This window comes from Paenibacillus sp. FSL H7-0737 (assembly GCF_000758545.1).
Lineage (GTDB): Bacteria > Bacillota > Bacilli > Paenibacillales > Paenibacillaceae > Paenibacillus_AQ.
On the sequence record NZ_CP009279.1, the window covers coordinates 1,135,332 to 1,160,724 of the forward strand.

A 25,393-nucleotide genomic window follows, 5' to 3' on the forward strand; every position below is an offset into this window, starting at 1 on the left:
TTTTGTAATTTTCTGAAAAAAACTGTATGGTAAACTTGTTTGTAAATGAAAGGAAGTGATACTGTGTCAAATACAGAAATGCTGTCTGAACCTGTTGCCCGTCTGCAGGGAGTTACCAAGAAAATAGGCTCTAAGACGCTGGTGAGCAATTTAACGCTGGATATCCCACCGGGTCAAATATTCGGGTTTTTGGGACCAAACGGAGCAGGGAAGACGACAACAATACGAATGATGGTGGGATTAATTTCCATTAGCAGTGGGGATGTCCTGATTAGTGGTCATAGTATTAAAAATAATTATAAAGAGGCTATTGCAAGTGTTGGGGCTATTGTAGAAAATCCTGAAATGTACAAGTTTCTGTCTGGGTATCAGAATCTTAGACAATTTGCACGGATGGTACCGGGAGTCAGTAAGCAACGGATTGATGAGGTTGTGGAGCTGGTCGGGCTTGGTCAAAGAATTCATGATAAAGTGAAGACTTATTCCCTAGGTATGCGTCAGAGACTTGGAGTAGCTCAGGCGCTACTAAACCGACCAAAGCTACTGGTTCTAGATGAGCCAACCAATGGGCTTGATCCACAAGGCATACGTGAGCTTCGTGACTATCTGCGCCTACTCTGTCGTGAAGAAGGAACAACCGTATTTGTCTCCAGCCATTTACTTTCCGAAATGGAGCTCATGTGTGACAGTGTAGCCATTATTCAGAATGGGCAACTGCTTGAGGTAAAACAGCTAAAAGAGGTAGGCAATGTTACAATGCCTATCGGAGAAACCTTGTTTGAGGTTGACGATGCCGAAGCTGCACTTGCTCTCATTGGACAAGGAACTATAAAGAGCGGTGGGCTTGTAGTTGAGGCGGCACGTGAAGAAATTGCTGAGTTTAATGCCAGACTAGTGGCTGGTGGGATTAAAGTGTACAGTATCAAATCACTTGCCCGTACGCTAGAGGATCAATTCTTAGAGGTTACAGGAGGTGAAGGAATTGAGTAATTTTACAGCGTTGATACATAATGAGAATATCAAGATATATAGTCGTGCTCGCACATGGATTATGCTGATTATTCTAGCAGTGTTTAGTGCGTTTCTTCCGGCTCTTATGTATTTCACAACGGATAACCCTGCATCACGCTTAGGCGTTTGGGACAGTTTCCAAATGATAGTGAGTGTTGTATTCTTCCTGAATACGATCTTCGTTGTTGTTATAGCCGCTGACTCCGTAGCGGGCGAATTTACCTGGGGAACCATCAAAATGCTGCTGATTCGCCCGTGGAGCCGTTCCCAGATCTTGCTCTCGAAATACATTAGCATTGTGTTGTTTAGCTTGCTTTGTACTGCAGTATTGATTGTTTTTGGTTTAGCTTCATCGTTTATTTTCGCCTCACCAACTGGAGATACACTGTCTTCGATTACAGCTTGGAGTCCTGCTGAGTATTCCTTTATAGATCTCCTATGTCGCTATGTCACTCTTTTCTTGACGGTTACGCTTGCTTTTATGATCTCTTCCGTATTCCGTGCAAGTGGATTGGCGATAGGGTTATCTATGTTTATCATGTTTGCCCAAGGTATTTTCGCTGCTTTGCTTAATCCGGATGTGTTCGAATGGGCCAGATATTTAATTTTCACTCATATGGATCTAAGGGTCTACATGGGATCTGATATTGGTCCAGGTGGTGCTACACTAGGCTTCTCCATTGCTGTGCTGGCAGTGTATTATGTTATATTCTTAGCAGTTTCCTGGTTTGTCTTCCGTAAACGGGACGTTGCTGGATAAAAATAGGATTAACCGGCTTCAAGCGTTTCTTCTGCTTTGGAGGAACGTTTTGCTGTCTTGTCCTTTTTCGTATTACTTTTGAGCTCACCTGCTTGTTCAGAGGTGGGCTGTTCTTGCATGGCGATGGACCCATTAAGCAGGCTGCCTTCCATAATACTGAGTGCTCCTGCAGAAATATTACCGTGCAGCTCGCCAGTACCGGTCATAATGAGCCTACGGTCTGCGGTAACATCTCCATATACTTTACCAGCGATAACGATCTCTTCTGCTCTAATACTGGAGCGCACCGTGCCTTCCTCACCTACAGTGACAACACCACTGCATATAATTTCTCCGCTAAAGGTACCTTCAATCCTCAGGTTCGTATCGCAATGTACTTTACCCTCGAGCGTACCCCCATGCCCAATCAGAGAGTCAGTAGACTTGATAGTGGCACGCTGCTGCCGCTTATTCCACATGTATAAATTCCTCCTATTTCATATATTTTTACATTAACGTTTAGGGTTTAACATAATCCAATGGATCCACAGTTTTATTCTGCTTCACTACCTGGAAATGAAGATGAGGTCCTGTGCTTCGACCAGTGTTTCCAAGCAAGCCGATCTTCTGCCCCTTATTAACCTTGTCTCCCGCAGATACATTCATTGCCTGCAGATGCATATACCAGGTTTCAAGCCCGTTCGAATGCTTGATCACGACATACTTGCCTCTCGCACCCATCTGCTCGGAGGTAACGACCTCCCCGTCTAAGGCGGCATATACAGGATCGCCTAAGTTCCCGGCAATATCGACACCTGAATGGAACGCGGATAAGCCTTTGAAAGGATCTGTTCGGTAGCCGAAGCTTGAGGAGATGACCCTAGAATCGGTAGGCCAGAGTACCGCTGCATTTAGTCTGGCTTTTTCAGCTTGAGCTTTTTTTGCCTGTTGATTTGCTTGAACGTTATTCGCATGCTCCGCCAGAGTGATAGTTTGAGTAATACTTTCCACCATTTCATCGAGCATACCGTGGATCTCTTCGAAATCGTCTTTTGTTTCCTCCACTAGATTCAGCGATTCGTTCTGATAAGACGCGATATATTCTCCGCCTACCTGTGATGTGATTGTAGCTTTAGAAGATGTCTCATTTGGGATTGGCACAGCGTTACGGCTCGATAAGCCTAAGGTTGAGTTTGAAGCGGTTGATCCCGTTTTTGATTCTTTTGTTTCAGCGGCGGAGCCTTTGCTTTTGTTAATCAAAGACTGCAACTCCTGTTCCAGCGCATTTACACTCTTCAGCTTGTCTTTAATATTATCTGCCTCTTCTGATAGCTCGCTGACTTGAGTACGAAGCTGCATTAGATCCTTATCCTTGTCAGCGACCTTCATTTCCATGCGGAGATTGGTTAGTGATAGTGCGGCTGCCTCAGCTTCCAGTTGTGAGATCGACTGCGAGGCATGGAAATGCATAGAGGTGACCAGACTGGAGAGGGACAGGGCTGCTGCTGCCGGCAGGGCGAACGCAAGTGGCTTGGAGATCTGGAGTTGTTTGACTGGGCGTCCGGCATCCCTTACGACGAGCAGCGTAATCCGGTTATGATCTGGCTGACTCTTCATGGCTTCTCCTTTCTGCGGCATATGGCAGCCGCCTTACGATACACGAAGCTAACGACCTTACTTGCATTAGGCTCATCCCGAATTGTCTTACTACTCTATGTATTCCATATCTTTCAGGAACATGACAACGGTTTGTTTGAATAAAGAAAGAGAGTTACGGCAAAACCAGTAATAGAATCGTCGCAGCGAGTCTATTGGTAACTGTTTTATTAATGAAGGGGGTAGGGAATTGAAGATTTTTGCGATAATTCTAAGTCTTTTTATTATTCAGGTCGCAGTAATTGTATTTATGGAGTTTCGTCGCCCGCAAAGGGCTTTGGCGTGGTTGTTCATTTCATTCTGTTGTCCGCCGCTGGGTCTGGCATTCTATTATTTTCTGGGCCGTGATTATAGACAGAATCGAAAATTAAACAAAAGATGTACTACACTATTTCGTGAAATTCGTTCGCATGTCTCTGGCAATATTAAGGTAGTAAAGGATGTTACTGAGAGTGGGAACGCTCAGTTTGAGAATAATAAGGGTCTATTGGGTTTGCTTTCTAAGATCGCAGAAGGACCAATTACTGGTCATAACAAGAGCAGGGTATTATCATCTGCGAGAGAAGCGTATGATGCTATGCTGGAAGCTATGGAAGAAGCGAAAGAACATATACATATGGAATTTTATATTTATCGTGATGATGAGATCGGTGAGCAATTTCAAGATGTTATGATTCGGAAGGCGCGACAGGGCGTTAAGGTACGCTTGCTTTGTGATGGTCTGGGCAGTCATAAATTAAGTCGTAGGTTTATTCGAACGATGAGAAATGCTGGGGTGGAGTTCCACTTTTTTTTACCTCCGATTAGTTCTCTGTTAGACCGTCGTTTTAATTTCCGTAATCATCGGAAGATCCTGGTGGTAGATGGCCTCGTTGGCTTCACGGGTGGAATGAATATAGGGGATGATTATTTGGGGAAGGATCTCAAAATGGGATACTGGCGTGATACCCATCTGCGTCTCGAAGGAGACTCAGTATATTATATTCAGTATGTCTTCTTAAAGGATTGGAGATTGGCCTCTGGCGAAAGCACAAGCCATCCGCGTCTGTTCCCAAAACATAATTGTGAGTCACAAGAAGCCGTGCAGATTGTAGGGAGTGGTCCGGATGCTGCAATGGACGCCTCTCAAGAGATGTATTTTGCCGCCTTATGTGCAGCTAAACAGCGGATTTGGATTACTTCACCGTATTTTATTCCTGATCCTGCCATCTGCCGGGCCTTGAAAAGTGCAGTACTTCGTGGAGTGGATGTAAGAATTATCATTCCTGCGAAGCCTGATAATGTGCTTGTCTATCATGCTTCTTTGTCTTATTTAGAAAATTTACAAGACGCTGGAGTGAAATTCTACCGCTATACTAAAGGATTTATGCATGCCAAAATCATGATTATCGATAATCTGCTCGCTACAGTGGGGAGTGCAAATCTGGATATGCGCAGCTTTTATTCTAACTTTGAATTGACTGCTGTGCTGCTACATCCTGATGCTATAACCCCTCTAGTCACAGGGTTTGAGAAGGATCAAAAGCACAGTGAATTTATTGATCCTGTAAAGTTTAAGGAGAGAGGGCGAATTGTCAAACTCGGTGAAGGGCTGTGTCAGTTGTTATCTCCGCTATTATGAGCGGAAAGAGGACTAAATCTGAATTTTTCGAAGGATATAACGTGTTCCATTCATTATTAGGGCTTATTTTGTGATATAATAATTGTATAAGAAGAAATGTAAGAAAGTATAGATTATAATTATACTTCCGAATGTTTCAACACTATATTGTTAAATTGTAGGGGGAGTTCTATGAATGTGAGTCCACAAATGATTGCCAAAGAGGAAAAGAACAAGCTGCAGAAGACCGGAACACATAAAATGGCTAAGTTCGCGCAGCGAATGATCATGTTATCCATTGGGGCAGCAATGATGGCTGTTGCACTTGAGATATTCCTCGTACCGAATCAAATGATTGATGGTGGGATTACCGGTATCTCCATTATTTTATCACATCTATTCGACATTCCTCTGGGGATTTTATTGACGCTGTTAAACCTTCCGTTCTTGTTAATCGGTTATAAGCAAATCGGTAAGACCTTTGCCTTATCTACCTTATATGCAATTGTGCTTATGTCTATTGGTACTTCAATGTTGCATCATGTGAATGCTTTTACGGTTGAGCCAATGCTTGCTGCCGTTTTTGGGGGGATCATTCTTGGTGTAGGTGTAGGGCTAGTTGTACGTTTTGGCGGATCTCTAGATGGTACAGAAATTGTTGCGATTCTAGTAGCCAAGAAGCTTCCCTTCTCTGTAGGTGAAGTTGTTATGTTCTTCAACCTGTTCATCTTATCCGGAGCTGGATTTGTGTTCGGTTGGAATAATGCGATGTTCTCACTAATTGCTTATTACATTGCATTTAAGGTGATTGACATTACACTTGAGGGTCTGGATCAGTCAAAATCGGTATGGATTATTAGTGATAAATTCCGTGATATCGGTGAAGCCTTGACGGAACGTCTTGGACGTGGTGTTACTTATTTAGATGGAGAAGGCGGATTTTCCGGGGAGAATAAGAAAGTGATCTTCGTGGTTATTACCCGTTTGGAAGAAGCTAAGCTTAAATCCATTGTTGAGGATTGGGATACTGGTGCATTCATCGCAATAGGTAACATTCATGATGTTAAAGGTGGCCGTTTCAAGAAGAAAGCAATTCATTAGCTTACCATCCTAAAAGGACGCCGCAGGCGTTTTAGCTTGGCACTTTAGTACTATTAACTGAAAGAAGGTATTTTTACGAATAATGGAGCAATAAATACGGTGAACAAGACTCGATATGCCGTATTCTTATACAATATACCTTCTGTCCTTGAGTGGGACGCCTGATAAGCCCGTAGCATGAAATGATGCTGCGGGCTTATTGCTGTTTTTAGGCTCATTATTCGTGGCATTCCATCCCTATGGAAGCTTAGCAATGAGTTGTTTGACGGGCTGCGGTGGCACTTTTTCCAAAAGATCTCCCATCTGTTGCAGGCGTTCCTCAATATTGAGCAGATGAAAATCAGTAGGAGATACGTTTTGCTGAACCTCTTTCCAGAGCAATGGTGTGGATACTGTAGCAAGCGGTCTGGCACGTGGTGTGTAAGGTGCAGCTAAGGTTTTGCCACTGTAATGCTGGAGGTAGTCAAAATAGATTTTATCTCCCCGATTCTTCTTCAGACGCTCCAAGGTGAATAAATCGGGGTGCTTTTCAGTGACATAACGACCCACAAAGTGTCCGATTTTTCGCAATCCATCAAAAGTAACGCCAGTCTCGATAGGCACGATGATCTGCACCCCGGTAGCCCCGGAGGTTTTGGGCACAGAGGATAAACCAAGGGAGGTTAGGACCGACCCTACGATTGCAGTTGCTTCCATGATACGGGGCTCGACCTCACGTGACGGGTCTAGATCAATCATCCATTCACAAGGCAGCTCGCTACCTACATAATGCAAAGAAGGATGGAACTCCAAAGCAGCCAGATTACCCAGCCAGATCAGCTCAGGTAAACCTTGCAGCTTGATATAGTTAATATTCTCGTGAACAGCGGTCTGGACAAAAGCTGGAAGAGGATCAGGTGCATTTTTCTGATAAAAGGACATTCCAGAGATACCATGCGGATAACGTATTACGGTTAGCAGCCGATCTCGACAATAACGCAGCAGATAGGGAGAGAGGGCGGCGAGCTTTTCCAGATAGATCCGCTTCGTAATCCCGCAATCCGGCCATAGCAGCTTCTCTGGGTTGGTGATGGTTATCTCTTGGCCGTCTACAGTAATTGTGCCTTTGATGGCTGCTGGCATCCTGAACCTCCTCTCTGTTATAGGAATGAGGGTATTATGTGCCAGTCTGTTCCTTTTCATGAAAAAAATATTTCCAAAGTGTCCCTTTTGGATGATCATAAGAGTTATAAGGTTATACGGTTATGTGAAAGGGGAGTTTGCTGATTTTGGACGGGATCGAACACACCGTCGTTCGGGTACAGGCAGGCGAGGTAGAGTCCTATGCCCTTATCGTCGAAGCTTTTCAAAAGCCGATTTACCGCTATTGCTGCCGGCTACTTGGGAGTCGAACAGAAGCGGAGGATGCGGTACAGGATATTCTAGTGAAGGCATATCAGCATATAGGCACATATCGCCCTATCGCGAGCTTTTCTTCCTGGCTATATAAAATTGCCTATCATCATTGCCTCAGTCTGATCCGCAAACGCCAAAGACATTTGAAGATTATGGCGCTTTTTCAACCGGATCCTCCTGCAGAAAGCCCGGAACAGTTGATGGACCGTTACATATTTAACGAACATCTCACCTTTGCCCTCTTGAAATTGAAATTAGATGAACGAAATCTGTTAGTTCTGCGAATCTTTGAGGAACAGAGCTTCCCGGAGATTGCGGAGATCCTCGATAAGAATACTGATGCTGTGAAGAAGAAATACAGGCGTACGATTACGAAGCTTGGCAAAATGATGAATGCTCAAAAAGGGGGGACGGAATGGTGGGGCAACGAAGCTGTGTTGAAGAGAAAATGATAAAGAAAATGGACGCATTGGGGAACTGCGACGAACTAGATGTAAGAGCAGCAGTTATGAAGCGGGTAAGGGCAATTTATGATCAACAGAAAACGATGGACGGAGAAATGACGAACCTCAGAGGCGAGCTGGAGTCATTCGGAGAACCGGGAGATCCCGTTATGCAGATGCAAGAGAAGACTATCCCGCTTCCATCTAAATTTAGGAAAAGAATTTTCTCAGGGGTCTCCGCAGCTATATTGCTGGGGATGATCGGATTTGGTGCCCTTCAGCTGTCTGGACTTGGAGGTTTAACGGAGCATGGTAGCCAGTCTACAATTGATATCATCAAACCTTCGGATGGTTCCATTACCCTAGTGAATAGCCGAGGAAGGGTGGTTGTCCAGACGGTGCATACTAATAATAGTAAGCCTGTTGCCACGGCCTCTCCTGCGATTGAGAAGTATCAGACTTTATTAGCGACTTATAATGAGCAGGTGCTTGCCCGCTTGAACCCCGGAGAAATGGCTGCCTATTACGTGATTGATACTGAATTTACTAAGTTGGTCAAAGGATTAGGCTATGGGAATCAATTGCAGTTCGCTTTCAATCCTCCTGTGTATTCGAAATATCAGGACTTCGTAAACGAATTAAAAGTAGCTGGCGATTTCTGGCCCGAGCTGCCTTCCATACTCGACGATGGTTACGAATTCGAGCAAGCAACTTTTAAAGCCGCTTCTCCTTACGGGTCGATAGACACGGAATACAAAGAAGTTCTTGAACAATTTCAAAAGAAAGCTAAGGACGATAAAACAGGCCAAAAGCTGTTTATGGAGAAGATCGCTGTGAATGCCATAGAGAGCGCTGAGGTTTCCTACCATAAGGAGGATCAAACAATTGAACTATCCTTAAGTCAGAGCGTCTATATGGGTGGTATAACGCAAGTGTCTATCTTGGAAGGGCAGACTGCTGAAAAATGGTCTATGACAGGTAATGGTAAAGAAGCAGTTTTTATCGCAGCGAGTACAGAGCAGGGGGCGCAGGCTTGGACTTCTCAGAATCGTTTGTATTGGTATGATGAAGCCAGCCAGACGATTCGTAGTCTAAATGATGGATTGAATAACATTTTAACCCGTGAACAATGGCAAGCGATTGCCAATAGTTTTATTCGCTAGCTACTGTTGTTCTATCCGTACATTATGAGAAGCTGTCTCTAAAGTAGTGAAATCTACTTGGGAGGCAGCTTTTTTTATGGAATAGGAAAAGTAATGGATTTTACTGTGCCATGTGACGATATGCCACGCGTAGTGTTCTATGCTACTGGTTGGGGCGGTGGGCGATGTGCTATGTGCTATGTGTGATCTACTTGTTTTAAACTAATTAGGGAAAAACTCCCTAAAAATAACCGATATTCGCTCTAAATGAACGAAATCAGGGAATTCCTCCCTAATAATCATAGGAATTTCTTTATTCGTTGCCGAATAGGCCAAATTTCAGGGAAGTTTTCCCTAATTATAAGTCCGATGAACAGAAATCTCTGAATTTTAGGGAGAAATTCCCCAATTACTCTATAGGTGCTTCACATATTGCATCACTTGGTGCGTCACTTGTAATGTTAAGAACAAAAAAAGAGGCTGTCCCAAAAGCCATGATGGTTGCTTGGGACAGCTTCTTTTTTTGTGAGAAAATGTCCCCTTTACCCATGCTCAGGTGTTATAGAAGTGTAATTGAAAAACAGGATGAGATTACATTTACCATTTTAGAAGGAGATGATTAGAACTTGAAGCTCAATGATACATTTAGAAAAACACTGATCGCACTCTCGGCAGCAACCTTGTTAGGAACAGGAGTAGTTGTAAGTGGGGTTGCGCCTGGCTTGTTTCTTTCGGTCGCGGCGGCAGCAGAACAGCAGACTTCAGCATCAACCAATCAGAATCCACAAAAGGAATTACAGGCGATCGTAGCAAGCTTGAAGGAAGGTACGCTTTTGGCCTACTACGTACGTGATAAAGTCTCCAATCCACAGGATACGATCAGCTTCTCCGGCAAAGGATTTGTTTTTAAAGACTACAAATCCTTTGCTGCTAAATTCAAAGCGTTGAAGGGTCCAGCTACTCCACAGCCTGGAAACCTTCCTAAGGGCTTTGCTCTGGCGACAGCCATCATTTATCCACCGTCTGTAGCAAATGATTCAGAGCTGTATTTGCAATTAGAGCAGGAACTAAAGGCAGCAGCGGCGGCAGGTGATCCCAACAAACAGTTGTTTAGCAAGATCATCAGCTGGAGCCAGACGAACTTGTCTATGCAGCTGTATGCCAAAGGAAAAGCCAATTTTAGTATTGTAACTGGAGTGCCGCCCGCCAAACTTCCCGAAGGAGCTGTGCCTTTTGTACGAGCTTCGGAAACTAAGAAAGAACTGACGGTCAACGGTAGGAAAGTAATTCTTACAACTGATTCGGCTAAAGAAGCGAGTTTCAACACTAAGCTAGTGTGGCTGGATAAATCAGGCGCGATACAATATACCCTTTCAGACAATCGGGTCAGTAAACTGACGACAAATGAAATGTTGGCTGTAGCTAAAAGCATGATCAAATAACCAAGGGGTTAAAGGAGGATATTATAAAGATGATTAAAAAAAGTGCGGCCATCACGGTTTTGAGCCTGCTACTGTTAATGAGCGCGGTAAGTGGAACAGCAGGCGCAGTGCCTGCAAGGAGCAATAATAAAAGCAAAGGTACGGTTCCGGTTGAGCAGAAATCACCACCGGTATCGCCAACGATTAAGGATTTGATTGCCAAAGAATATGCTGTTCCCCTACAAACGGGAGAAATTAAGGCTCTCTATGTTAATGACAAAAAATCTAATCCAGAGGAAGATTTGAGTGTAAGCTATATGCCATACAGATTCAGCTCTATAAACGAAGCAGCACAGAAGCTATCTTCATTAACTGGGAATTCACTCCTGATACCCGTTGCTCTACCAGACGAATATAAGCTGCAGGATGTCGTTTTAAATCCAGTGCTTCCGAAGTTTTTCAGTACAGAGTATAAAACCCTCAGAGATCAGGTGAAAGCTAAAGCACAAGCTGCTGGTAAAAAAGTGATTTCACAAAGCTTAAAGTGGAGCGATACAGAAACCTCTATCACTTATCTGCGAAATGGGGAGAGATTGAATCTAAAATCAGCTCCAGCATATACACTTCCGGAAGGAGTTACTTTAGCGCAGCTGCCTGGTGACCAGGATGAAAATTTGACCATCAACGGGGTTGAAGCAGTTTACACGGTGTTTGGTCCTCACCATGGAGATCTAAAAGTCCAGCTTGTATGGTCCAGTGCGGATGGAAGTATTGATTATACGCTTACGAATACGAAAAATACTGCGCAGACAAAAGCAGAGCTGGAGACCATTGTAACGAGTCTTACAGCGCAATAAGAAATGTCCTCTCGATAAATTCGGGAGGACGTTTTTTTGGAAAGGGTTTATCCTTTTTGCTCCATAGTGCATGATTCCGGGGGAAGATCTACCCTAGCTTGAGTAACAGGCTGGCGCAGAGTGCCTGAGGTATTCCATTCCAAAAAATGAACTTTGAAGACAAGCTTCGGTTTTATCCAAAAAGCACCCTTCCCTCGCTGGGGATCAGTTGTAAAGGGCATTTGATCTATTTTTAAATGCTGTACCTCTGCAGTTAAGTCGCGTTTATCCTGTACAGTCAATTTTCCTGGCCCGGCATGTCCGATATAATGCAAATTCCCTTTATCATCATACAGCCCAAGAAGAAGCGCATTGACGATGCCGTCACGGAAGGTTACACCTCCGGCTACTGCCGTAATATCCGAAATGATTTTGCGTTTCTGCCAGCGTTTATCTTTTCCACCGGGAGCATAAGTACTGTTGATATCCTTACAGACGATTCCCTCTAAGCTCTGACTCTGAGCGGCGGCGAATAATTCTGTGGGATCGGTATAACTGGGTACGGCCTGTACGTGGGGATGCGGCAGCAGAATATCGTTTAGCAGCTGCTGCCGTGAGAATAAAGGCTGATCCATCGTCGATTGGCCATTATAAAACAGAATATCAAAAATCATATAAATGACAGGAACCTGATACCTAACGACGGAAATGGTGGAGCCATTCTTTAAGCTATCCCTCCGCATAACTTCGTGAAATGAGGGCTTGCCGTCCTTGAGTGCAATGATTTCACCATCAAGAATAACGGAATCAGCCTTGCAATAAGTATTTACATCAGTAAGCTCAGGGTATTGCGCTGTACGGTAATTTCCACGTCTGTTAATAAGCTGAGTAGTGCTTCCGTCGTAATAGGACAACATGCGAACGCCATCCCATTTAATCTGTGCGATCCACTGGTTGCCTGCTGGAAGCTGTCCAGCCAGTATGGGTTCAAAAGGAATAATAGGCTGAAGCTTCATCACCAGAGCCTCCTAAGATACGGTTGTTTTACTTTTTGGGCTGCGGCGTTTCGGTTTTGGTGCGATGACTGGAATCGGCCCGGAAGCCTCGTTTTGCTGATCGGCAGGCTCAGCTGCTGCTTTAGACTTGGCTATTTTTCTTTTGGCAGCCGGAGCCGCTTTAGTTTTTGTTTTCTTAGTATCTGTTAATGAAGGACCCGGATCTGTAGGGATATGCTGTACAGCCTGAATACTGGCCTGCAATGCTGCCATTAGATCAATTACATTGCTTTCCTGTTTGGCAGGAGCGATATGAAATTCCTCGCCTGCGATTTTATGTGAGATTAGATCAAGCATACGCTGGCGATAATCATCGGTATATTTTGCCGGATCAAAAGGCGTGGATAGCTGTGAAATGAGCAGCTTGGCCATATCCAGCTCTTTATCATTCACTGTCCCTGCTTCGGGCAGGCCAGGCACTTGCGAGACCGGTCGCACTTCATCAGGATAAAAAATAGTCTCGATGGCGAGGCAATCCTCCAGCACACGAATAGCAGCAAGACTGCTTTTGGAACGAATCGATATTTTGGCGATGCCAATTTTACCAGTTTGACGCATGGCCTCCATAAGAAGCCGATATGCATTTGTCCCAGCCTGATCCGGAGATAAGTAATAGGTTTTTTGAAAATAAATTGGGTCGATCTCCGTCAGATCAACAAAGTCGAGTATGGTAATGCTTTTGCTGCTTTCGTCGGTCAATTGATCCAGTTCCTCTTTGTCGAATAGAACAAACTTCCCTTTTTCATATTCATAACCCTTGCCGATTTCTTCCCAAGCCACCTCTTTGTCACACACCGGACATTTACGTACATACGACAGTGGGCTGCCGCATTCCTTATGGATATAACGCAGAGAAATGTCCTTGTCTTCCGTAGCGGAGAACATTTTAACCGGAACATGCACTAGCCCGAAGCTGATGGCCCCTTTCCAAACGGTATGCATGAGAAACGCCTCCTGATCTAAGTTATTTGCTTTGGGTTAGTATGAGGCAGGACAGGCTTTTCTAGCCGGGTGCATTTTTTGTGAAGCATGGGAAAATATAAAATCAGGCTAATAAAGCTGAGGAGGAGAATACTAAGTCATGGAACCGCGTGGAAACGAGTGGATCGATGCGCTGAGCGAACAGGATATTCCAGCGACAGTTGTGGATTGGGACAGCATTATAGCTCCACCGGAAGCAAGTCAGGTCTCGGACTCGGAGAAGCTTGATGCGGAATCAACCCTCGAAGAAACTTCGCCATTAGAATCGTGAGATTTAGAAAAAATAAAGGAGGAGAACAGTGGTGGATGTCAAACGAGCACAGGATATTTATGCTTCTAAAGAGACGGTAAGTGTACATTTGGACGGAGAACCTGTTTGGATTGAGCATGTGGATGCACAGAACGGAATGGCTACGGTTCAAGTGGGCTCTCGACCAACGAATACGCATACGGTAGGCGTTGAACGGTTAGAGGAGCAAGATCATTAACAAGGTTTGTTCAAAGAGCTGAGATAAGCTAAATTACACTTTTATAAAAGAGACTCTTTATGCTTATTTTTGCGTAGAGGTCTCTTTTTCTATTGTGGACATACTGGCATGGAAGATTGAATTGGGACAGTTGTTGCGATGGATGGAGCATACCGATATAATTAATAGTAATGGTTTTTGGCAGGTATATTTTAAAAGGTGGTAGTTGTAGTTGGACAATACAGACGAAACGGTGTTCACTTACCGTTCTTACAGCCTCCAGGATACGGAGTTGCTTGCAGCTGCTCTAGCTACTGCTTCAACGCCAGGGATGATTATCGGCTTGGACGGGGATCTGGGCGCAGGAAAAACAGCATTCTCGCAAGGGTACGCTCGGCATCTCGGCGTAAAGGGGATCGTAAACAGTCCTACTTTTACAATTATTAAAGAGTACGAGGGCCGTCTGCCCCTATATCATATGGATGTATATCGGATTTCGCTTCAGGAAGCGGACGAGCTTGGACTTGATGAGTATTTCTACGGGCAAGGGGTCTGCTTGGTGGAATGGAGCAGTATTATTACGGATTTAATGCCGCCGCGGCATATGCATATATACATGGAAACAGTGGGGCCAGATGAAAGAATGATTACGGTGACCGGAATCGGGGAGCCGTATGGTGAGCTTTGCCGGCAGCTGATCCAGAAGTGGGGTTAAGGAATATGACGAATCAGAATACAGAGCCGCGCAAGCGGCTTTTAGCGCTGGATACATCAACTGCAGTATTAGGCGTGGCAGTTACAGAGAATGGGGAACTACTGCATGAAATAAATGCTTCCGGAGAACGGAATCATTCGGTGCATTTACTCCCGATCATTGAGCAGGCGCTGCAAGCAACAGGAACTACTGCTGCAATGCTGGACGGGATTTCTGTTGGTGTGGGTCCTGGATCGTATACGGGGACGCGTATCGCAGTTACCGCTGCCAAAACGCTGGCATGGGCATGGGATGTCCCAGTGGTTGGTATTTCGAGTCTACATGCAGTAGCATGGGGCGGATATCAAACAGCCCTCAAGAATAACGTGATGACCAAAGCGTCGGAACAAACTACCGAGAATAACAGCTACGGGCCTGATTGGATCATTCCACTAATGGATGCGCGCCGAGGACAGGTGTATTCAGGATTATTCGCAGCTGAGGGAAATAATGCTCCTAGCCGTCTTGAACCTGATGCCATCCGGCTGATGGCAGATTGGGTGGAGTACTTAGCAGAACGTTTAGGACAGGCTTCAGTCGAAGGCAATAAGCCCGCTGTTCTTTGGTTTGTTGGGGAGACTGCAGTTCATGGCAGTGAGGATTCGCTTCGTCCATTGAAGGATCTTGGTGTTCCTATTGCAGTTCCTTATGAAATGGAAGGCCGCTGGACAGGATTTCTCGGAGAAGCGCGGCTTCAGGTAGAGAAAGATGATATCCATAGCTTGATCCCTAACTATACTCAGATCTCAGAAGCGGAAGCCAATCTGCGGTTAAGCAGAGAAGGGGGCTTAAAGAAACCATGACGGAAGCGGAATCAATGATAGCTCAAGAGGCTGAACTTGTTTTTCGTTTGATGAAGCTTACGGATATTCCTGACATTCTTATCATTGAACGGGAAGCCTTCACGATGCCTTGGACAGAGGAAGCTTTTCGCAACGAGCTGACGCATAATCATTTTGCAAAATATATGGTTATGGAGCTGGCTGGTCATATTATCGGTTATGCCGGTATGTGGGCCATCGTGGATGAGGCGCATGTGACGAATATAGCCCTGCTTGAAGCCTATCGTGGACGTAAATGGGGCGAGCGTTTGCTCGAAGAGCTGATGAAGACGGCATCTTATGTGGGGATGAAGTCTATTACACTTGAGGTACGGGTATCGAACGAGGTAGCACAGAATTTATATCGTAAAAAAGGCTTTCGATCTGCTGGCACACGCAAAGGATATTATTCCGATAATCGCGAGGATGCGCTCATTATGTGGGCGGATCTGCCAGAGTACGAGGAGCATGGGAATATGGAAGGAAGCGTGGACTTGAAATGAAGACAGAAACGGGCGCAGCTCAGCCTGTACTAATACTTGCTATTGAGACGAGTTGTGATGAAACGTCAGTGGCTGTGGTCAAAGATGGCTCTGAAGTGTTATCCAATATCATCTCAAGTCAGATTGAGACGCATCGCGCCTTCGGTGGCGTGGTACCAGAGGTAGCTTCCCGTAAGCATGTGGAAGTAATTACACTGGTGATAGAAGAAGCACTCACTACAGCAGGGGTTACACCAGATCAGTTGTCGGCGGTGGCGGTTACACAAGGCCCAGGTTTGGTGGGGGCTTTACTTGTCGGGGTAGTAGCTGCCAAGAGCCTTGCCCTCGCATGGGGTAAGCCGCTAATTGGCACACATCATATTGCAGGACATATTTATGCTAACCGTTTAGTGGCAGAGTTACAGTATCCATGCATGACACTAGTGGTGTCCGGCGGACATACTGAACTGGTTCATATGGAGCGGGAGGGTGAGTTTCGAATTATCGGACGCACCCGTGATGATGCCGTAGGCGAAGCATATGATAAAGTGGCACGAGCACTAGGATTCCCTTATCCCGGTGGACCTCATGTGGATCGTCTGGCCCGCGAGGCGACTGAGGTTGTACCGTTACCAAGGGTATGGCTGGAGCCGGGTTCTTATGATTTTAGCTTCAGTGGCTTAAAGTCGGCTGTGCTGAACGTTGTGAATCAGAGCAAGATGAAGGGTCTCACGCCAGATGTCGCAGGCATTGCCCGCGGGTTCCAAGAATCTGTGGTTGAGGTGCTGGTGGAAAAAGCGGTACGCGCTGTTAAAGCTAATAGCTCCAAGCAGTTATTGTTGTGTGGAGGTGTTGCTGCTAATGCTGGCCTGCGCTCGGCTTTGATCTCACGCTGTGAAGCGGAGGGCATTGAGCTTATTATTCCACCTCCGGTTTACTGCACGGATAATGCAGCTATGATTGGAGCTGCTGCATACGTGAAGTGGCAGCATGATGGCGGTACTCCGCTGGATATGGTTGCAGACCCTGGATTCTCATTGGAACAATGGTCTGTATCCGCCTATTGACATCATTTGGAGCTAACGAGTATAATCAGTTCAATTATACAAGGAAACGCGATGAGCGGAAGTAGTAAGGATACTCTGGGATAAGAGAGCTGCGGGTAGGTGCGACGCAGTCGAAGGGGACCTGAACTCGTCTGGGAGCGGAACGGTGGAAGCATTACCGGCAATTGTCGCCGGAACGTTCGTACACCGTCTACGGGTAACCTCCGTGAAAGGGTGGTCGAGTATCTAACATACTTGACCGTAGAGTGGATGTTCAATTGGAATCGGCAGTAACTTAACCGGTACAGAGCATCAACAAGAGTGGTACCGCGAAGGTTAACAGCCTGTCGTCTCTTGAATGAGATGGCAGGCTTTTTTGTATGGATTTTGAGTAGTGAGAATGTATATAATACACGCTAAGAACGGGAGTAGTAGGGAATGACGGTGAACAGAGAGCTGCGGGGTGGTGCGACGCAGTCACCGAAAGTCTTGAATCTCGCCCGGGAGCGGAGCGGCGGAAATAAGAGTACGCTGCCTACGGCTGTCCCCGTTATCGGACCTTTCCAGATATCCTGACTCCCTCAGGATGGACCGGGAAGAAGAGCTGGACGCAGCTTAATGGCTTGATTATATGAATAGCCTATGCGTCAAAAAGAGTGGTACCGCGGAGGGGTAACCCGCCGTCTCTTTATTAGAGACGGCGGGTTTTTGCGTTCTTATTGAAGCGACTCAGGTTATGGACTCAGGCGCTATATAAGACGCCAAGAGTGAACCTTCAGCACATTCCAAATTGTGCAGAGGATTCATTCGTATCAGCTGCCGGCAGCAGTGGGTGGGGAATTTAGCAGGGCCACAAGTCGACGTGTGGATCTGCGCTGAAGCATAGGTTAGGGTAAGGAATCCAATAAGAGGAAAACAGGAGGAATTCAGATGATTATTCCAGTAAAGAAACGTATACAAATTTTCGATACGACTCTGCGAGATGGTGAACAGGCTCCGGGTGCAAGTCTAACCCCAGAGCAAAAAATACTGCTGGCCTATAAGCTTGCGGATCTGGGTGTTGACGTGATGGAGCCTGGATTTCCGATATCGAGCCCTGGTGATTTTGCGGCAGTACAGACGATTTCTCGTAAGGTGCGAAATGTGGAAATTTGCGGTTTTGCACGGGCGGTTAAAGGAGATATTGACGCGGCAGTCCGGGCAACCCAAGATGCTGAACGCCGGCGGATCCACCTGTTCATCTCCTCTTCTGATATTCATTTGCAGCATCAATTGCGTATGAGCAGAGCTGAAGTCGTAGCCAAAGCCCGCGAGATGACGGCTTATGCGCGTCAATTCTCTGATGTCGTTGAATTCACGGCCATGGATGCTGCGCGAACAGGAATCGATGATCTGATTGAAATGATTGAAGCTGTTATTGAGGAAGGCGCTTCTATTATCAATCTGCCCGATACGGTCGGTTACGCATTGCCACATGAATATGGGGAAATGTTCCGTCGTGTGCGGCTAGGAGCAAGAGGTGGAGAAACGGTAAGCTACAGTGCCCACTGTCACAATGATTTGGGGCTGGCTGTAGCCAACAGTCTGGCAGCAATTGATGGAGGTGCGACGCAGATCGAAGTCACTGTGAACGGAGTCGGCGAGCGTACCGGGAACTGCGCACTGGAAGAGCTTGTGATGGCGCTCGAAACCCGCGGAGATGCGATTGGAGCAGAAACAGGCATTGTGCTTGATAAGCTGTATGATACTTCGCGGCTGATCAGCGGAGCGATGCATTTTCCAATCGCCTATAACAAACCAGTCGTCGGAAGAAATGCCTTCCAGCATGAGTCAGGGATTCATCAGGATGGTTTGCTGAAGGATCGTAGCACCTATGAGATTATGGACCCAGAGCGGCTGGGTATCCCGCGTAGCATGATCATTCTGGGCAAGCATTCTGGCAGACATGCGCTGAAGGACCGGGCGGCGAAGTACGGTATTACGCTGGAGCCTGCGGAGCTGGATGCACTTTATGAATCGTTTAAAGAGACCGCTGACCGCCAAAAGGTAGTCAGTGATGACCAGTTGCTGCAAATGGTGAGCAGTACAACTGGACAGCAAGCTCAGGTCTATGAACTGGGTGAGGTTCAGGTATTGGCAGGCAGTGCCCAGCGCCGGGTGGCCGCGGTTACGGTTCGCCATTTGAAGTCTGGACAGGAAACTTCTCATACTAGTACTGGAGATGGTCCGCTTGAAGCTATTATCGCTGCTATTGGGCAAGGCATTTCAGAGGATATCGATTTTGCGGGACTTGAGCTGCATTCACTTGGAAGTGGAGAGAACGCCCAGGCGGAAGCGGCTGTGATGGTAGAGTGGGAAGGTCTTAAATTTAGAGGCACAGCTACGCATCAAGATATTATCATGGCAGCAGGGATTGCCTATATTGCAGCCTGTAACGCTGCCTTGCTCTCTACACAAATCGTTTAATATACATCGACCCGCTGTCTGATTTAGAGATAGCGGGTTCTTTTTTAGCTTTTGATGACAGGTTTTAGGTGGGGTTATGTCTTTTGTCAAGTTGTGGACAACGTTATCCACATATTCTCTACGAATTGTGTAAAAAGTGCGTAAAATCAGCAATGTCAGCTCTTTTTAAAATGGCCTTATAACCATTTTTGTTAGCAATGAAACCTTGTGAGAATTGTGGATAATGTGGATAATTCGGTGGATAATAATTCCTGTAATTCGAAAATACCGATTTAACGCATAAAAAAAGCCCCTAAGGGGCTTTTTTAGTAGGGAGTTATACACGAAACCTGTGCATAGAGCTGTGGATAACTCTTTATGAACAAAATAAGAAATATGAAAAAATATTTATGAAGCGGATTTTACATTATTCGTCAGCAAGGATTTCCCATTCGTTAAATAAATCGGTAAGCTGAGTTTTTTTGTTCTTCAGATCCTCTTCATGACCTTGAAGTGCTAAATAATCCTGATAAACTTCAGGTTTAGTCATTTCATTCTCTATAAAAGCGATCGAATCTTCTAGTGAGGCAATGCCTTCCTCTAGCTCAGCAATACGCCGCTTCCGGTTACGCTCTTCACGCTTGGCTTGCTTGTCCGCTTCGAAGGAGGAAACAGCGTTTTTTTCAGGAACTGCAGCATCCTTGTTGACGTTTTTGGCGGCTAATTCGGCGGCATCTTTCGCAATCTCTTCTAATTCTCGTTTTTTCTCGATATAGTCATCGTAGTTGCCAAGGTATTGATCGATCCCCTCGGGATGAAGCTCAAGCACCCGTTCAGCCATTTTATTGAGGAAATAACGGTCATGAGAAATGAAGAGCAATGTGCCCTCGAAATCAATTAAAGCTGATTCTAAAACCTCACGACTGACTAAATCCAAATGGTTGGTTGGCTCATCTAGGATGAGCATATTTGCGCCGCGCAGCATGAGCTTTGATAATGCAACGCGTGCTTTTTCGCCGCCGCTCAGCGCGGATATCTTCTTAAGAACATCTTCACCGCTGAAGAGGAAGTTGCCAAGGATCGTACGGATTCTGGCTTCCTCAATCATTGGATATTCACTCCATAGCTCTTCCATTACTGTGTTCTTTGGATTGAGGCGGGTCTGTTCCTGATCATAATAAGCGACCTTTACCTTAGTCCCCCAATTCACAGTTCCAGTTGAAGGCTCGCGGGTTCCGGTCATACACTGCAGCAGTGTAGATTTGCCAATACCATTGGGACCGATGAGTGCAGCAGTTTCTCCCCGGCGCAGTTCGAAAGAAGCGTCCTTGAACAAAGGTGGACCATCATTAAAGGCAACTGCAACATTACGTACTTGCAGCACTTCTTTACCAGACATGAAGTCAGGCTCGAAGGAGAAGCTGGCTTTCTTCAGATCGCCCATCGGTCGATCAATACGGTCCATCTTCTCAAGCGCTTTGCGTCTGCTCTGCGCACGTTTCGTGGTAGATGCTCGCACAATATTTTTCTGAACGAAATCTTCCATTCTTGAGATTTCATCTTGCTGTTTCTCATACTGCTTCATCCGTGTTTCATATTCGGCAGCCTTCAAATCTACATATCGGCTGTAATTGCCTGTATAACGCCGAGATTGATGACGCTCGATCTCTACAATAGTAGTTACAAGCCGATCAAGGAAATAACGGTCATGAGATACGACCAGAATTCCGCCAGCATAACTGCGAAGATAATCCTCAAGCCATGTTAATGTTTCGATATCCAGATGGTTCGTCGGCTCATCCAGCATTAAAAGATCGGGAGCCTGAAGCAAAATGCGGGCTAATGCGAGTCTAGTCTTCTGGCCACCACTAAGTGTGGAGATAGGTGTATCCGGTGGGAACTCGCCGAAGCCCATGCCGTGCAGTACACTGCGGATTCGTGTATTCATTTCATAACCGCCGTGATCCTTGAACCAATCTGATCGGCGGGCATATCTTTCGAGCAGTTCTTCGTACCGTTTTGAGTCCTCTGCCAGCTTAGGATCGGCAATGCTTACTTCCATCTCTCTTAGCTCAGCCTCGGCTTCGATCAGCGGTGCGAAAACTGCCATCATTTCTTCATGGATGGTTTTGTCAGATTGAAGTCCGCTATTTTGGGCTAAATACCCGATAGTAGTTTCTTTTGATTTATGAATTTGACCGCTGTCATAGGACATTTCACCAGCCAGAATTTGCAGAAAAGTTGATTTGCCGGCACCATTAACACCCACGAGTCCGACACGTTCCTTTTCATTTACCTGAAGGCTTATGCCGTCTAGTACGTTCTGTATACCATATGATTTTGTAATTCCTGTCGCTTGAAGAAGCATAACGATGAAACCTCCACCCTTGCATATTTCGCCTTGGCATTTATACCTCAGCCGTATGAACAACATATTCTATAGTTTACATGAAAAGCGTTTCCCAAGCGAGAGCTCGATATATCGGAAGCAGAGAATAACGACCTGGCCCAGAAACACAGTCCTATCCACCTTGGCGAACCGGGGAGAAGAGTGGTAAACTGGATTTACAAACAAGGATAAGCTTGGGATAAATATATGGGGGTGGCCGACGATGTCAAGCAAGGAGTCGGTGATCTCCAAAGCAAAGCAACAACTAAGAACTGAGAAGACCATCGCCCGAAACGAGCTCTCCTCGGACCAGAGAAGGGAATTGTCTTTTCTGGTCTGCAAGCATGCATCAGAGTGGCTGAAGACGAAAGACATAGCCTCACTGATGGCCTATGTATCTTTCCGTTCTGAACTCGATACCAACGCGCTTCTTACACAGGCGTGGAAGGACCAGCGCAGGGTACTGCTGCCGCGTGTCATTCCGGCAAGTGGTGCAATGAGTGTTCATATGGTAAACGCTTGGAGTGAGCTTGAGCCGGGGGCGTATGGTATCCATGAACCTATTGTATCCGGCAAAGATTCACAAGAGATTGAAGTTGTTACACTACCGGATGTTGTGTTTGTTCCGGGGCTGGCTTTTGATCTTCAGGGAGGCAGGCTTGGTTACGGCCGAGGATACTATGATCGATTGCGTGCGTCATGGGAGACGGAAGAGTATGCCGCTGCGAAGCCCCCTGTCTGGATCGGGCTAGCCTTTGGTATGCAACTGGTTCCGAAAGTGCCCATGGATGAGCATGATGCCTTTATGGACATGCTGATTACTGAAAATGGCATAGTGCACTGCCGAAAAGGAGAGTGAGTCGTGGAATTGACCCATTTTAACGAGCAGGGAAGAGCTCGTATGGTGGATGTGAGCGAAAAGGAGATTACGAAGCGGACAGCTGTCGCGCGGAGTAAGATCAAGATGGCAACTGAGACGCTTAGTGCCATCAAGGAAGGCAAGATCAGTAAAGGAGACGTACTTGCCGTTGCGCAGATCGCTGGAATTATGGCGGCCAAGAAGACGTCTGACTGGATTCCGATGTGCCATCCGCTCCCACTTACCGGTATTGACATCCGCTTCTCCGATAACAGCGAAGATGAACTTTATATAGAAGCAACAGTCCATACTACCGGAAAGACCGGAGTTGAAATGGAGGCATTGACCGCTGTTTCTGCCTCAGCGCTAACGGTGTACGACATGTGCAAGGCTCTTCAGAAGGACATGATTATCGGACCAACGCTCTTAGTATCTAAAAGTGGGGGCAAGAATGGAGATTACGCGCTTGAACCATGATCAGAGCTGACGTTCGATGCGCTGAAGCAAGTGGGCTGCACTGTACAGCCAATTATACATAGAGAGGGAGGACAAACCTATGGCGTGGAAAACAGCAATCCTAACGGCCAGCGATAAAGGGGCCAGGGGCGAACGGGAAGACACGAGCGCCCAGGTTATTCGGGAGCTGGTTGAAGAGGAACTTGGAGGCGAGATCGTTGAATATCGGATCGTGCCCGATGAACAAGATGAGATTATCGCAGCTTTGATAGAACTCACAGATTATTTTCAAGCAGATCTGGTATTGACTACCGGAGGTACGGATTTAGCGATACGTGATGTGACTCCAGAGGCAACCCGGCGTGTAATCGAACGGGAAGTGCCTGGACTTTCTGAGGCGATGCGAAGTACGGTGATGCAAAAAAACCGTGCGGTGATGCTGTTCCGCGGGATATGCGGCATTCGTGGACGCACGTTGATTGTCAACTTACCGGGCACACCGAAGGGTGTTCATGAGAATTTAGCAGCCATTATGGATCAACTACCTGAAGCGTTACTCATGGTAACTGGCCAATACCGCCAATAACATTGTCATATTCTTGTCACGTCACAAGGATAAACTATTTATAGAAGATAGTGGATGTAACTGTGACATAAGTTATGGTATTATTAGATTATCGTAATCGATACCATGATCGGATAGACGGACAAGGAGGAATAATAATGTTTAGTGGAATTGGTACTCCGGGTATTATCTTGTTGGTTATACTGGCACTGCTCCTCTTTGGACCGAATAAACTGCCAGAGTTAGGCCGCGCAGTTGGACGAACCTTCCGTGAATTTAAGGAAGGCGCACGTGAAATCATTGGTGATGGTGATCCGGTGAAGAAGAGCGAAGCTCCTGTGCCGACGGCCCCGCAGACGGTCGCTGCAGATATTCCTCAGGACAAACGCCTGCCGGAATAATAAAAGATTTAACAATGGGGCAATCTCTCAAGTCTAATAGACTTAGGAGATGTCCCTTTTTCAATTTGGTTGCTGCTTTCTGCAGAAACGGGCACAGCTATACATAAAGTCGGTGTGGCGTTTCTATTCTTGTCATGGGATGGTGTCAGGATGTCTCTCGAATCGGAAGAAATGTCGGTGGTGGATCATCTCACCGAGCTGCGTAAACGGATTATTTATGTGCTGATTGTATTTGTTTTGGGATTGGTAGGGGGGCTGTTCTGTGCCAAGCCAATCTACGATTATTTAATTAGTACAGATCTAGCGCAAGGGTTTGTTCTGCATGCGTTCTCATTCTGGGATGGTATCGGAATGTATATGAAGATCGCAATGGCGGTTTCATTAGTCATTTCAGTTCCTTTTATTGCTTACCAGCTGTGGGCGTTTATTAGTCCGGGCTTACGACCGGAAGAGCGTAGTGCAACACTACGTTATGTACCCTATGTTTTTGTTCTTTTTCTAATCGGTCTTTCTTTTGCTTATTATGTTGTATTTCCAATGGCGCTTTCGTTCACAATCTCTATCACCCGCAGTATGGGACTGGAAGAGACCTACGGAATTGCGCAATATTTCAACTTCATGTTCAGTCTGGTGCTACCTTTAGCGCTGCTGTTTGAGCTACCACTGCTGGTGATGTTTCTGACCAAACTGAGGGTTCTTAACCCGATACGCTTGCGTAAAATGCGTCGATACGCATATTTCACGCTTGTCTTTATTGCTGTAGTCATCACTCCTCCGGACTTCATCTCAGACTTTCTGGTGACGATCCCACTGCTTGTGTTGTATGAGTTTAGCGTATTCCTGTCCGCCTTCGTCTATCGCAAACAGCTTGCTGCGGATGCGGCAAGGGAAGCTCAGTACACCAAGAGTGAGGAATGATGATAAGAGGGCTGTCACTAAGTAGATTTTTCTACGAAAGAGACAGTTCTTTTGTTTTAAACCCCCGTTTTTTGAAATGTTCGGGCGTAGGTGGTACAGTTGAGACTACTGAAATCATACGCATATTTTCACACCCTGTGGATAGAATGTATAGAGTGTGTGCCTAGGACAACCAGTGAAACGTTATTTTTTACGAAAACAAATGCGAATTTGTGTAAAAGGACTTGAAATCCGGGCTCAAGTTGAGTATCATAAAAATTGTTGTTAGCACTACAAGCTGTCGAGTGCTAATGCTTATGGAAAATATGAGATGGACCAGATATTCATAGCGTCCAATTGATATTTTTCATAAACACCAGAGATTCTGAAGTAAGACAGGTAAGTTCTAAACTATGTTTTGAAGCAAAATA

26 protein-coding genes and 1 other annotated feature are annotated in these 25,393 nt (G+C 45.8%); of the genes, 20 read left to right on the forward strand and 6 right to left on the reverse strand.

Annotated features, from left to right (window positions below; genetic code table 11):
* Positions 1 to 78 precede the first annotated feature (78 nt).
* Positions 79 to 990, forward strand: coding sequence for an ABC transporter ATP-binding protein (locus tag H70737_RS04905; protein ID WP_042193356.1), 912 nt, complete (start codon positions 79 to 81; stop codon positions 988 to 990).
* Positions 983 to 1,771, forward strand: a complete 789-nt coding sequence (locus H70737_RS04910; protein WP_042185240.1) for an ABC transporter permease — start codon at positions 983 to 985, stop codon at positions 1,769 to 1,771. Before H70737_RS04905 ends, H70737_RS04910 begins: the two co-directional genes overlap by 8 nt.
* Before the next feature lie 8 nt (positions 1,772 to 1,779).
* On the opposite strand, the gene H70737_RS04915 is transcribed toward H70737_RS04910, so the two are convergent.
* The gene (locus H70737_RS04915; protein ID WP_042185241.1) at positions 1,780 to 2,229 is read right to left on the reverse strand and encodes a bactofilin family protein; all 450 of its coding nucleotides are present in this window, start codon (positions 2,227 to 2,229) and stop codon (positions 1,780 to 1,782) included.
* A 40-nt stretch (positions 2,230 to 2,269) separates the two neighbouring features.
* On the reverse strand, positions 2,270 to 3,388 hold the full coding sequence (locus H70737_RS04920) for a M23 family metallopeptidase (RefSeq protein WP_052404168.1): 1,119 nt from the start codon (positions 3,386 to 3,388) through the stop codon (positions 2,270 to 2,272).
* 208 nt (positions 3,389 to 3,596) lie between these two features.
* On the opposite strand from H70737_RS04920, the gene cls reads away from it, so the two are divergent.
* Together cls and H70737_RS04930 are read left to right on the forward strand one after the other, a co-directional pair.
* Positions 3,597 to 5,027 (forward strand): cardiolipin synthase, encoded by a 1,431-nt coding sequence (gene cls, locus H70737_RS04925; RefSeq protein WP_081951041.1) that lies wholly within the window; start codon positions 3,597 to 3,599, stop codon positions 5,025 to 5,027.
* 240 nt (positions 5,028 to 5,267) lie between these two features.
* Positions 5,268 to 6,107 carry a YitT family protein gene (locus tag H70737_RS04930; protein WP_231573468.1) on the forward strand — a complete coding sequence of 280 codons (840 nt, stop codon included), beginning with the start codon at positions 5,268 to 5,270 and terminating at the stop codon, positions 6,105 to 6,107.
* A gap of 237 nt (positions 6,108 to 6,344) precedes the next feature.
* Here the strand turns inward: H70737_RS04930 and ligD are convergent, their stop codons facing one another.
* On the reverse strand, positions 6,345 to 7,229 hold the full coding sequence (ligD, locus tag H70737_RS04935; RefSeq protein ID WP_042185245.1) for a non-homologous end-joining DNA ligase: 885 nt from the start codon (positions 7,227 to 7,229) through the stop codon (positions 6,345 to 6,347).
* Positions 7,230 to 7,372: 143 nt separating this feature from the next.
* Here ligD and H70737_RS04940 point away from each other — a divergent pair, with 143 nt between their 5' ends.
* From H70737_RS04940 to H70737_RS04960, 4 genes are all read left to right on the forward strand, one after another.
* Positions 7,373 to 7,954: an RNA polymerase sigma factor gene (locus H70737_RS04940; RefSeq protein ID WP_042193362.1), complete on the forward strand. Its 582-nt coding sequence runs from the start codon at positions 7,373 to 7,375 to the stop codon at positions 7,952 to 7,954.
* Positions 7,918 to 9,108 carry a hypothetical protein gene (locus H70737_RS04945; RefSeq protein WP_042185247.1) on the forward strand — a complete coding sequence of 397 codons (1,191 nt, stop codon included), beginning with the start codon at positions 7,918 to 7,920 and terminating at the stop codon, positions 9,106 to 9,108. Before H70737_RS04940 ends, H70737_RS04945 begins: the two co-directional genes overlap by 37 nt.
* Positions 9,109 to 9,713: 605 nt before the next feature.
* A complete protein-coding gene (locus H70737_RS04955) occupies positions 9,714 to 10,529 on the forward strand; it encodes a hypothetical protein (RefSeq protein ID WP_042185251.1) in 816 nt (271 codons plus the stop codon).
* Positions 10,530 to 10,558: 29 nt separating this feature from the next.
* Positions 10,559 to 11,365 (forward strand): hypothetical protein, encoded by an 807-nt coding sequence (locus tag H70737_RS04960; protein WP_042185253.1) that lies wholly within the window; start codon positions 10,559 to 10,561, stop codon positions 11,363 to 11,365.
* A 47-nt stretch (positions 11,366 to 11,412) separates the two neighbouring features.
* Here H70737_RS04960 and H70737_RS04965 read toward each other — a convergent pair whose 3' ends face one another.
* Both H70737_RS04965 and ku read right to left on the reverse strand, forming a co-directional pair.
* On the reverse strand, positions 11,413 to 12,360 hold the full coding sequence (locus H70737_RS04965) for an ATP-dependent DNA ligase (protein ID WP_042185255.1): 948 nt from the start codon (positions 12,358 to 12,360) through the stop codon (positions 11,413 to 11,415).
* A 12-nt stretch (positions 12,361 to 12,372) separates the two neighbouring features.
* Entirely contained in the window at positions 12,373 to 13,341 is a 969-nt protein-coding gene (gene ku, locus H70737_RS04970; RefSeq protein WP_042185257.1) for a non-homologous end joining protein Ku, read from the reverse strand.
* 139 nt (positions 13,342 to 13,480) lie between these two features.
* Here ku and H70737_RS30595 point away from each other — a divergent pair, with 139 nt between their 5' ends.
* From H70737_RS30595 to H70737_RS05000, 7 genes are all read left to right on the forward strand, one after another.
* Positions 13,481 to 13,651 carry a hypothetical protein gene (locus H70737_RS30595; protein WP_156113056.1) on the forward strand — a complete coding sequence of 57 codons (171 nt, stop codon included), beginning with the start codon at positions 13,481 to 13,483 and terminating at the stop codon, positions 13,649 to 13,651.
* A 31-nt stretch (positions 13,652 to 13,682) separates the two neighbouring features.
* Complete coding sequence (locus tag H70737_RS04975; protein WP_042193364.1) at positions 13,683 to 13,868, forward strand: H-type small acid-soluble spore protein; 186 nt, start codon at positions 13,683 to 13,685, stop codon at positions 13,866 to 13,868.
* A 211-nt stretch (positions 13,869 to 14,079) separates the two neighbouring features.
* Complete coding sequence (tsaE, locus tag H70737_RS04980) at positions 14,080 to 14,562, forward strand: tRNA (adenosine(37)-N6)-threonylcarbamoyltransferase complex ATPase subunit type 1 TsaE (protein ID WP_042185258.1); 483 nt, start codon at positions 14,080 to 14,082, stop codon at positions 14,560 to 14,562.
* A 5-nt stretch (positions 14,563 to 14,567) separates the two neighbouring features.
* The gene (tsaB, locus tag H70737_RS04985; RefSeq protein ID WP_042185261.1) at positions 14,568 to 15,404 is read left to right on the forward strand and encodes a tRNA (adenosine(37)-N6)-threonylcarbamoyltransferase complex dimerization subunit type 1 TsaB; all 837 of its coding nucleotides are present in this window, start codon (positions 14,568 to 14,570) and stop codon (positions 15,402 to 15,404) included.
* A complete protein-coding gene (gene rimI / locus H70737_RS04990) occupies positions 15,401 to 15,925 on the forward strand; it encodes a ribosomal protein S18-alanine N-acetyltransferase (protein WP_042185263.1) in 525 nt (174 codons plus the stop codon). The genes tsaB and rimI overlap by 4 nt, the downstream gene beginning before the upstream one ends.
* Positions 15,922 to 16,971, forward strand: coding sequence for a tRNA (adenosine(37)-N6)-threonylcarbamoyltransferase complex transferase subunit TsaD (gene tsaD, locus H70737_RS04995; protein ID WP_042185265.1), 1,050 nt, complete (start codon positions 15,922 to 15,924; stop codon positions 16,969 to 16,971). Before rimI ends, tsaD begins: the two co-directional genes overlap by 4 nt.
* Before the next feature lie 388 nt (positions 16,972 to 17,359).
* Positions 17,360 to 17,641: a binding site (T-box leader), on the forward strand.
* A 239-nt stretch (positions 17,642 to 17,880) separates the two neighbouring features.
* Positions 17,881 to 19,416 (forward strand): 2-isopropylmalate synthase, encoded by a 1,536-nt coding sequence (locus H70737_RS05000; RefSeq protein ID WP_042185267.1) that lies wholly within the window; start codon positions 17,881 to 17,883, stop codon positions 19,414 to 19,416.
* 406 nt (positions 19,417 to 19,822) lie between these two features.
* Here the strand turns inward: H70737_RS05000 and H70737_RS05005 are convergent, their stop codons facing one another.
* Positions 19,823 to 21,763, reverse strand: a complete 1,941-nt coding sequence (locus H70737_RS05005; protein WP_042185269.1) for an ABC-F family ATP-binding cassette domain-containing protein — start codon at positions 21,761 to 21,763, stop codon at positions 19,823 to 19,825.
* A 244-nt stretch (positions 21,764 to 22,007) separates the two neighbouring features.
* Here H70737_RS05005 and H70737_RS05010 point away from each other — a divergent pair, with 244 nt between their 5' ends.
* From H70737_RS05010 to tatC, 5 genes are all read left to right on the forward strand, one after another.
* Positions 22,008 to 22,643 carry a 5-formyltetrahydrofolate cyclo-ligase gene (locus H70737_RS05010; protein ID WP_042185271.1) on the forward strand — a complete coding sequence of 212 codons (636 nt, stop codon included), beginning with the start codon at positions 22,008 to 22,010 and terminating at the stop codon, positions 22,641 to 22,643.
* A 3-nt stretch (positions 22,644 to 22,646) separates the two neighbouring features.
* Positions 22,647 to 23,120 (forward strand): cyclic pyranopterin monophosphate synthase MoaC, encoded by a 474-nt coding sequence (gene moaC / locus H70737_RS05015; protein WP_042185273.1) that lies wholly within the window; start codon positions 22,647 to 22,649, stop codon positions 23,118 to 23,120.
* Positions 23,121 to 23,199: 79 nt separating this feature from the next.
* A complete protein-coding gene (locus H70737_RS05020; protein ID WP_020429419.1) occupies positions 23,200 to 23,685 on the forward strand; it encodes a MogA/MoaB family molybdenum cofactor biosynthesis protein in 486 nt (161 codons plus the stop codon).
* A 137-nt stretch (positions 23,686 to 23,822) separates the two neighbouring features.
* Positions 23,823 to 24,065, forward strand: coding sequence for a twin-arginine translocase TatA/TatE family subunit (locus H70737_RS05025; RefSeq protein ID WP_042185275.1), 243 nt, complete (start codon positions 23,823 to 23,825; stop codon positions 24,063 to 24,065).
* 150 nt (positions 24,066 to 24,215) lie between these two features.
* Positions 24,216 to 24,983, forward strand: a complete 768-nt coding sequence (gene tatC, locus H70737_RS05030) for a twin-arginine translocase subunit TatC (RefSeq protein ID WP_042193366.1) — start codon at positions 24,216 to 24,218, stop codon at positions 24,981 to 24,983.
* Positions 24,984 to 25,393 lie beyond the last annotated feature (410 nt).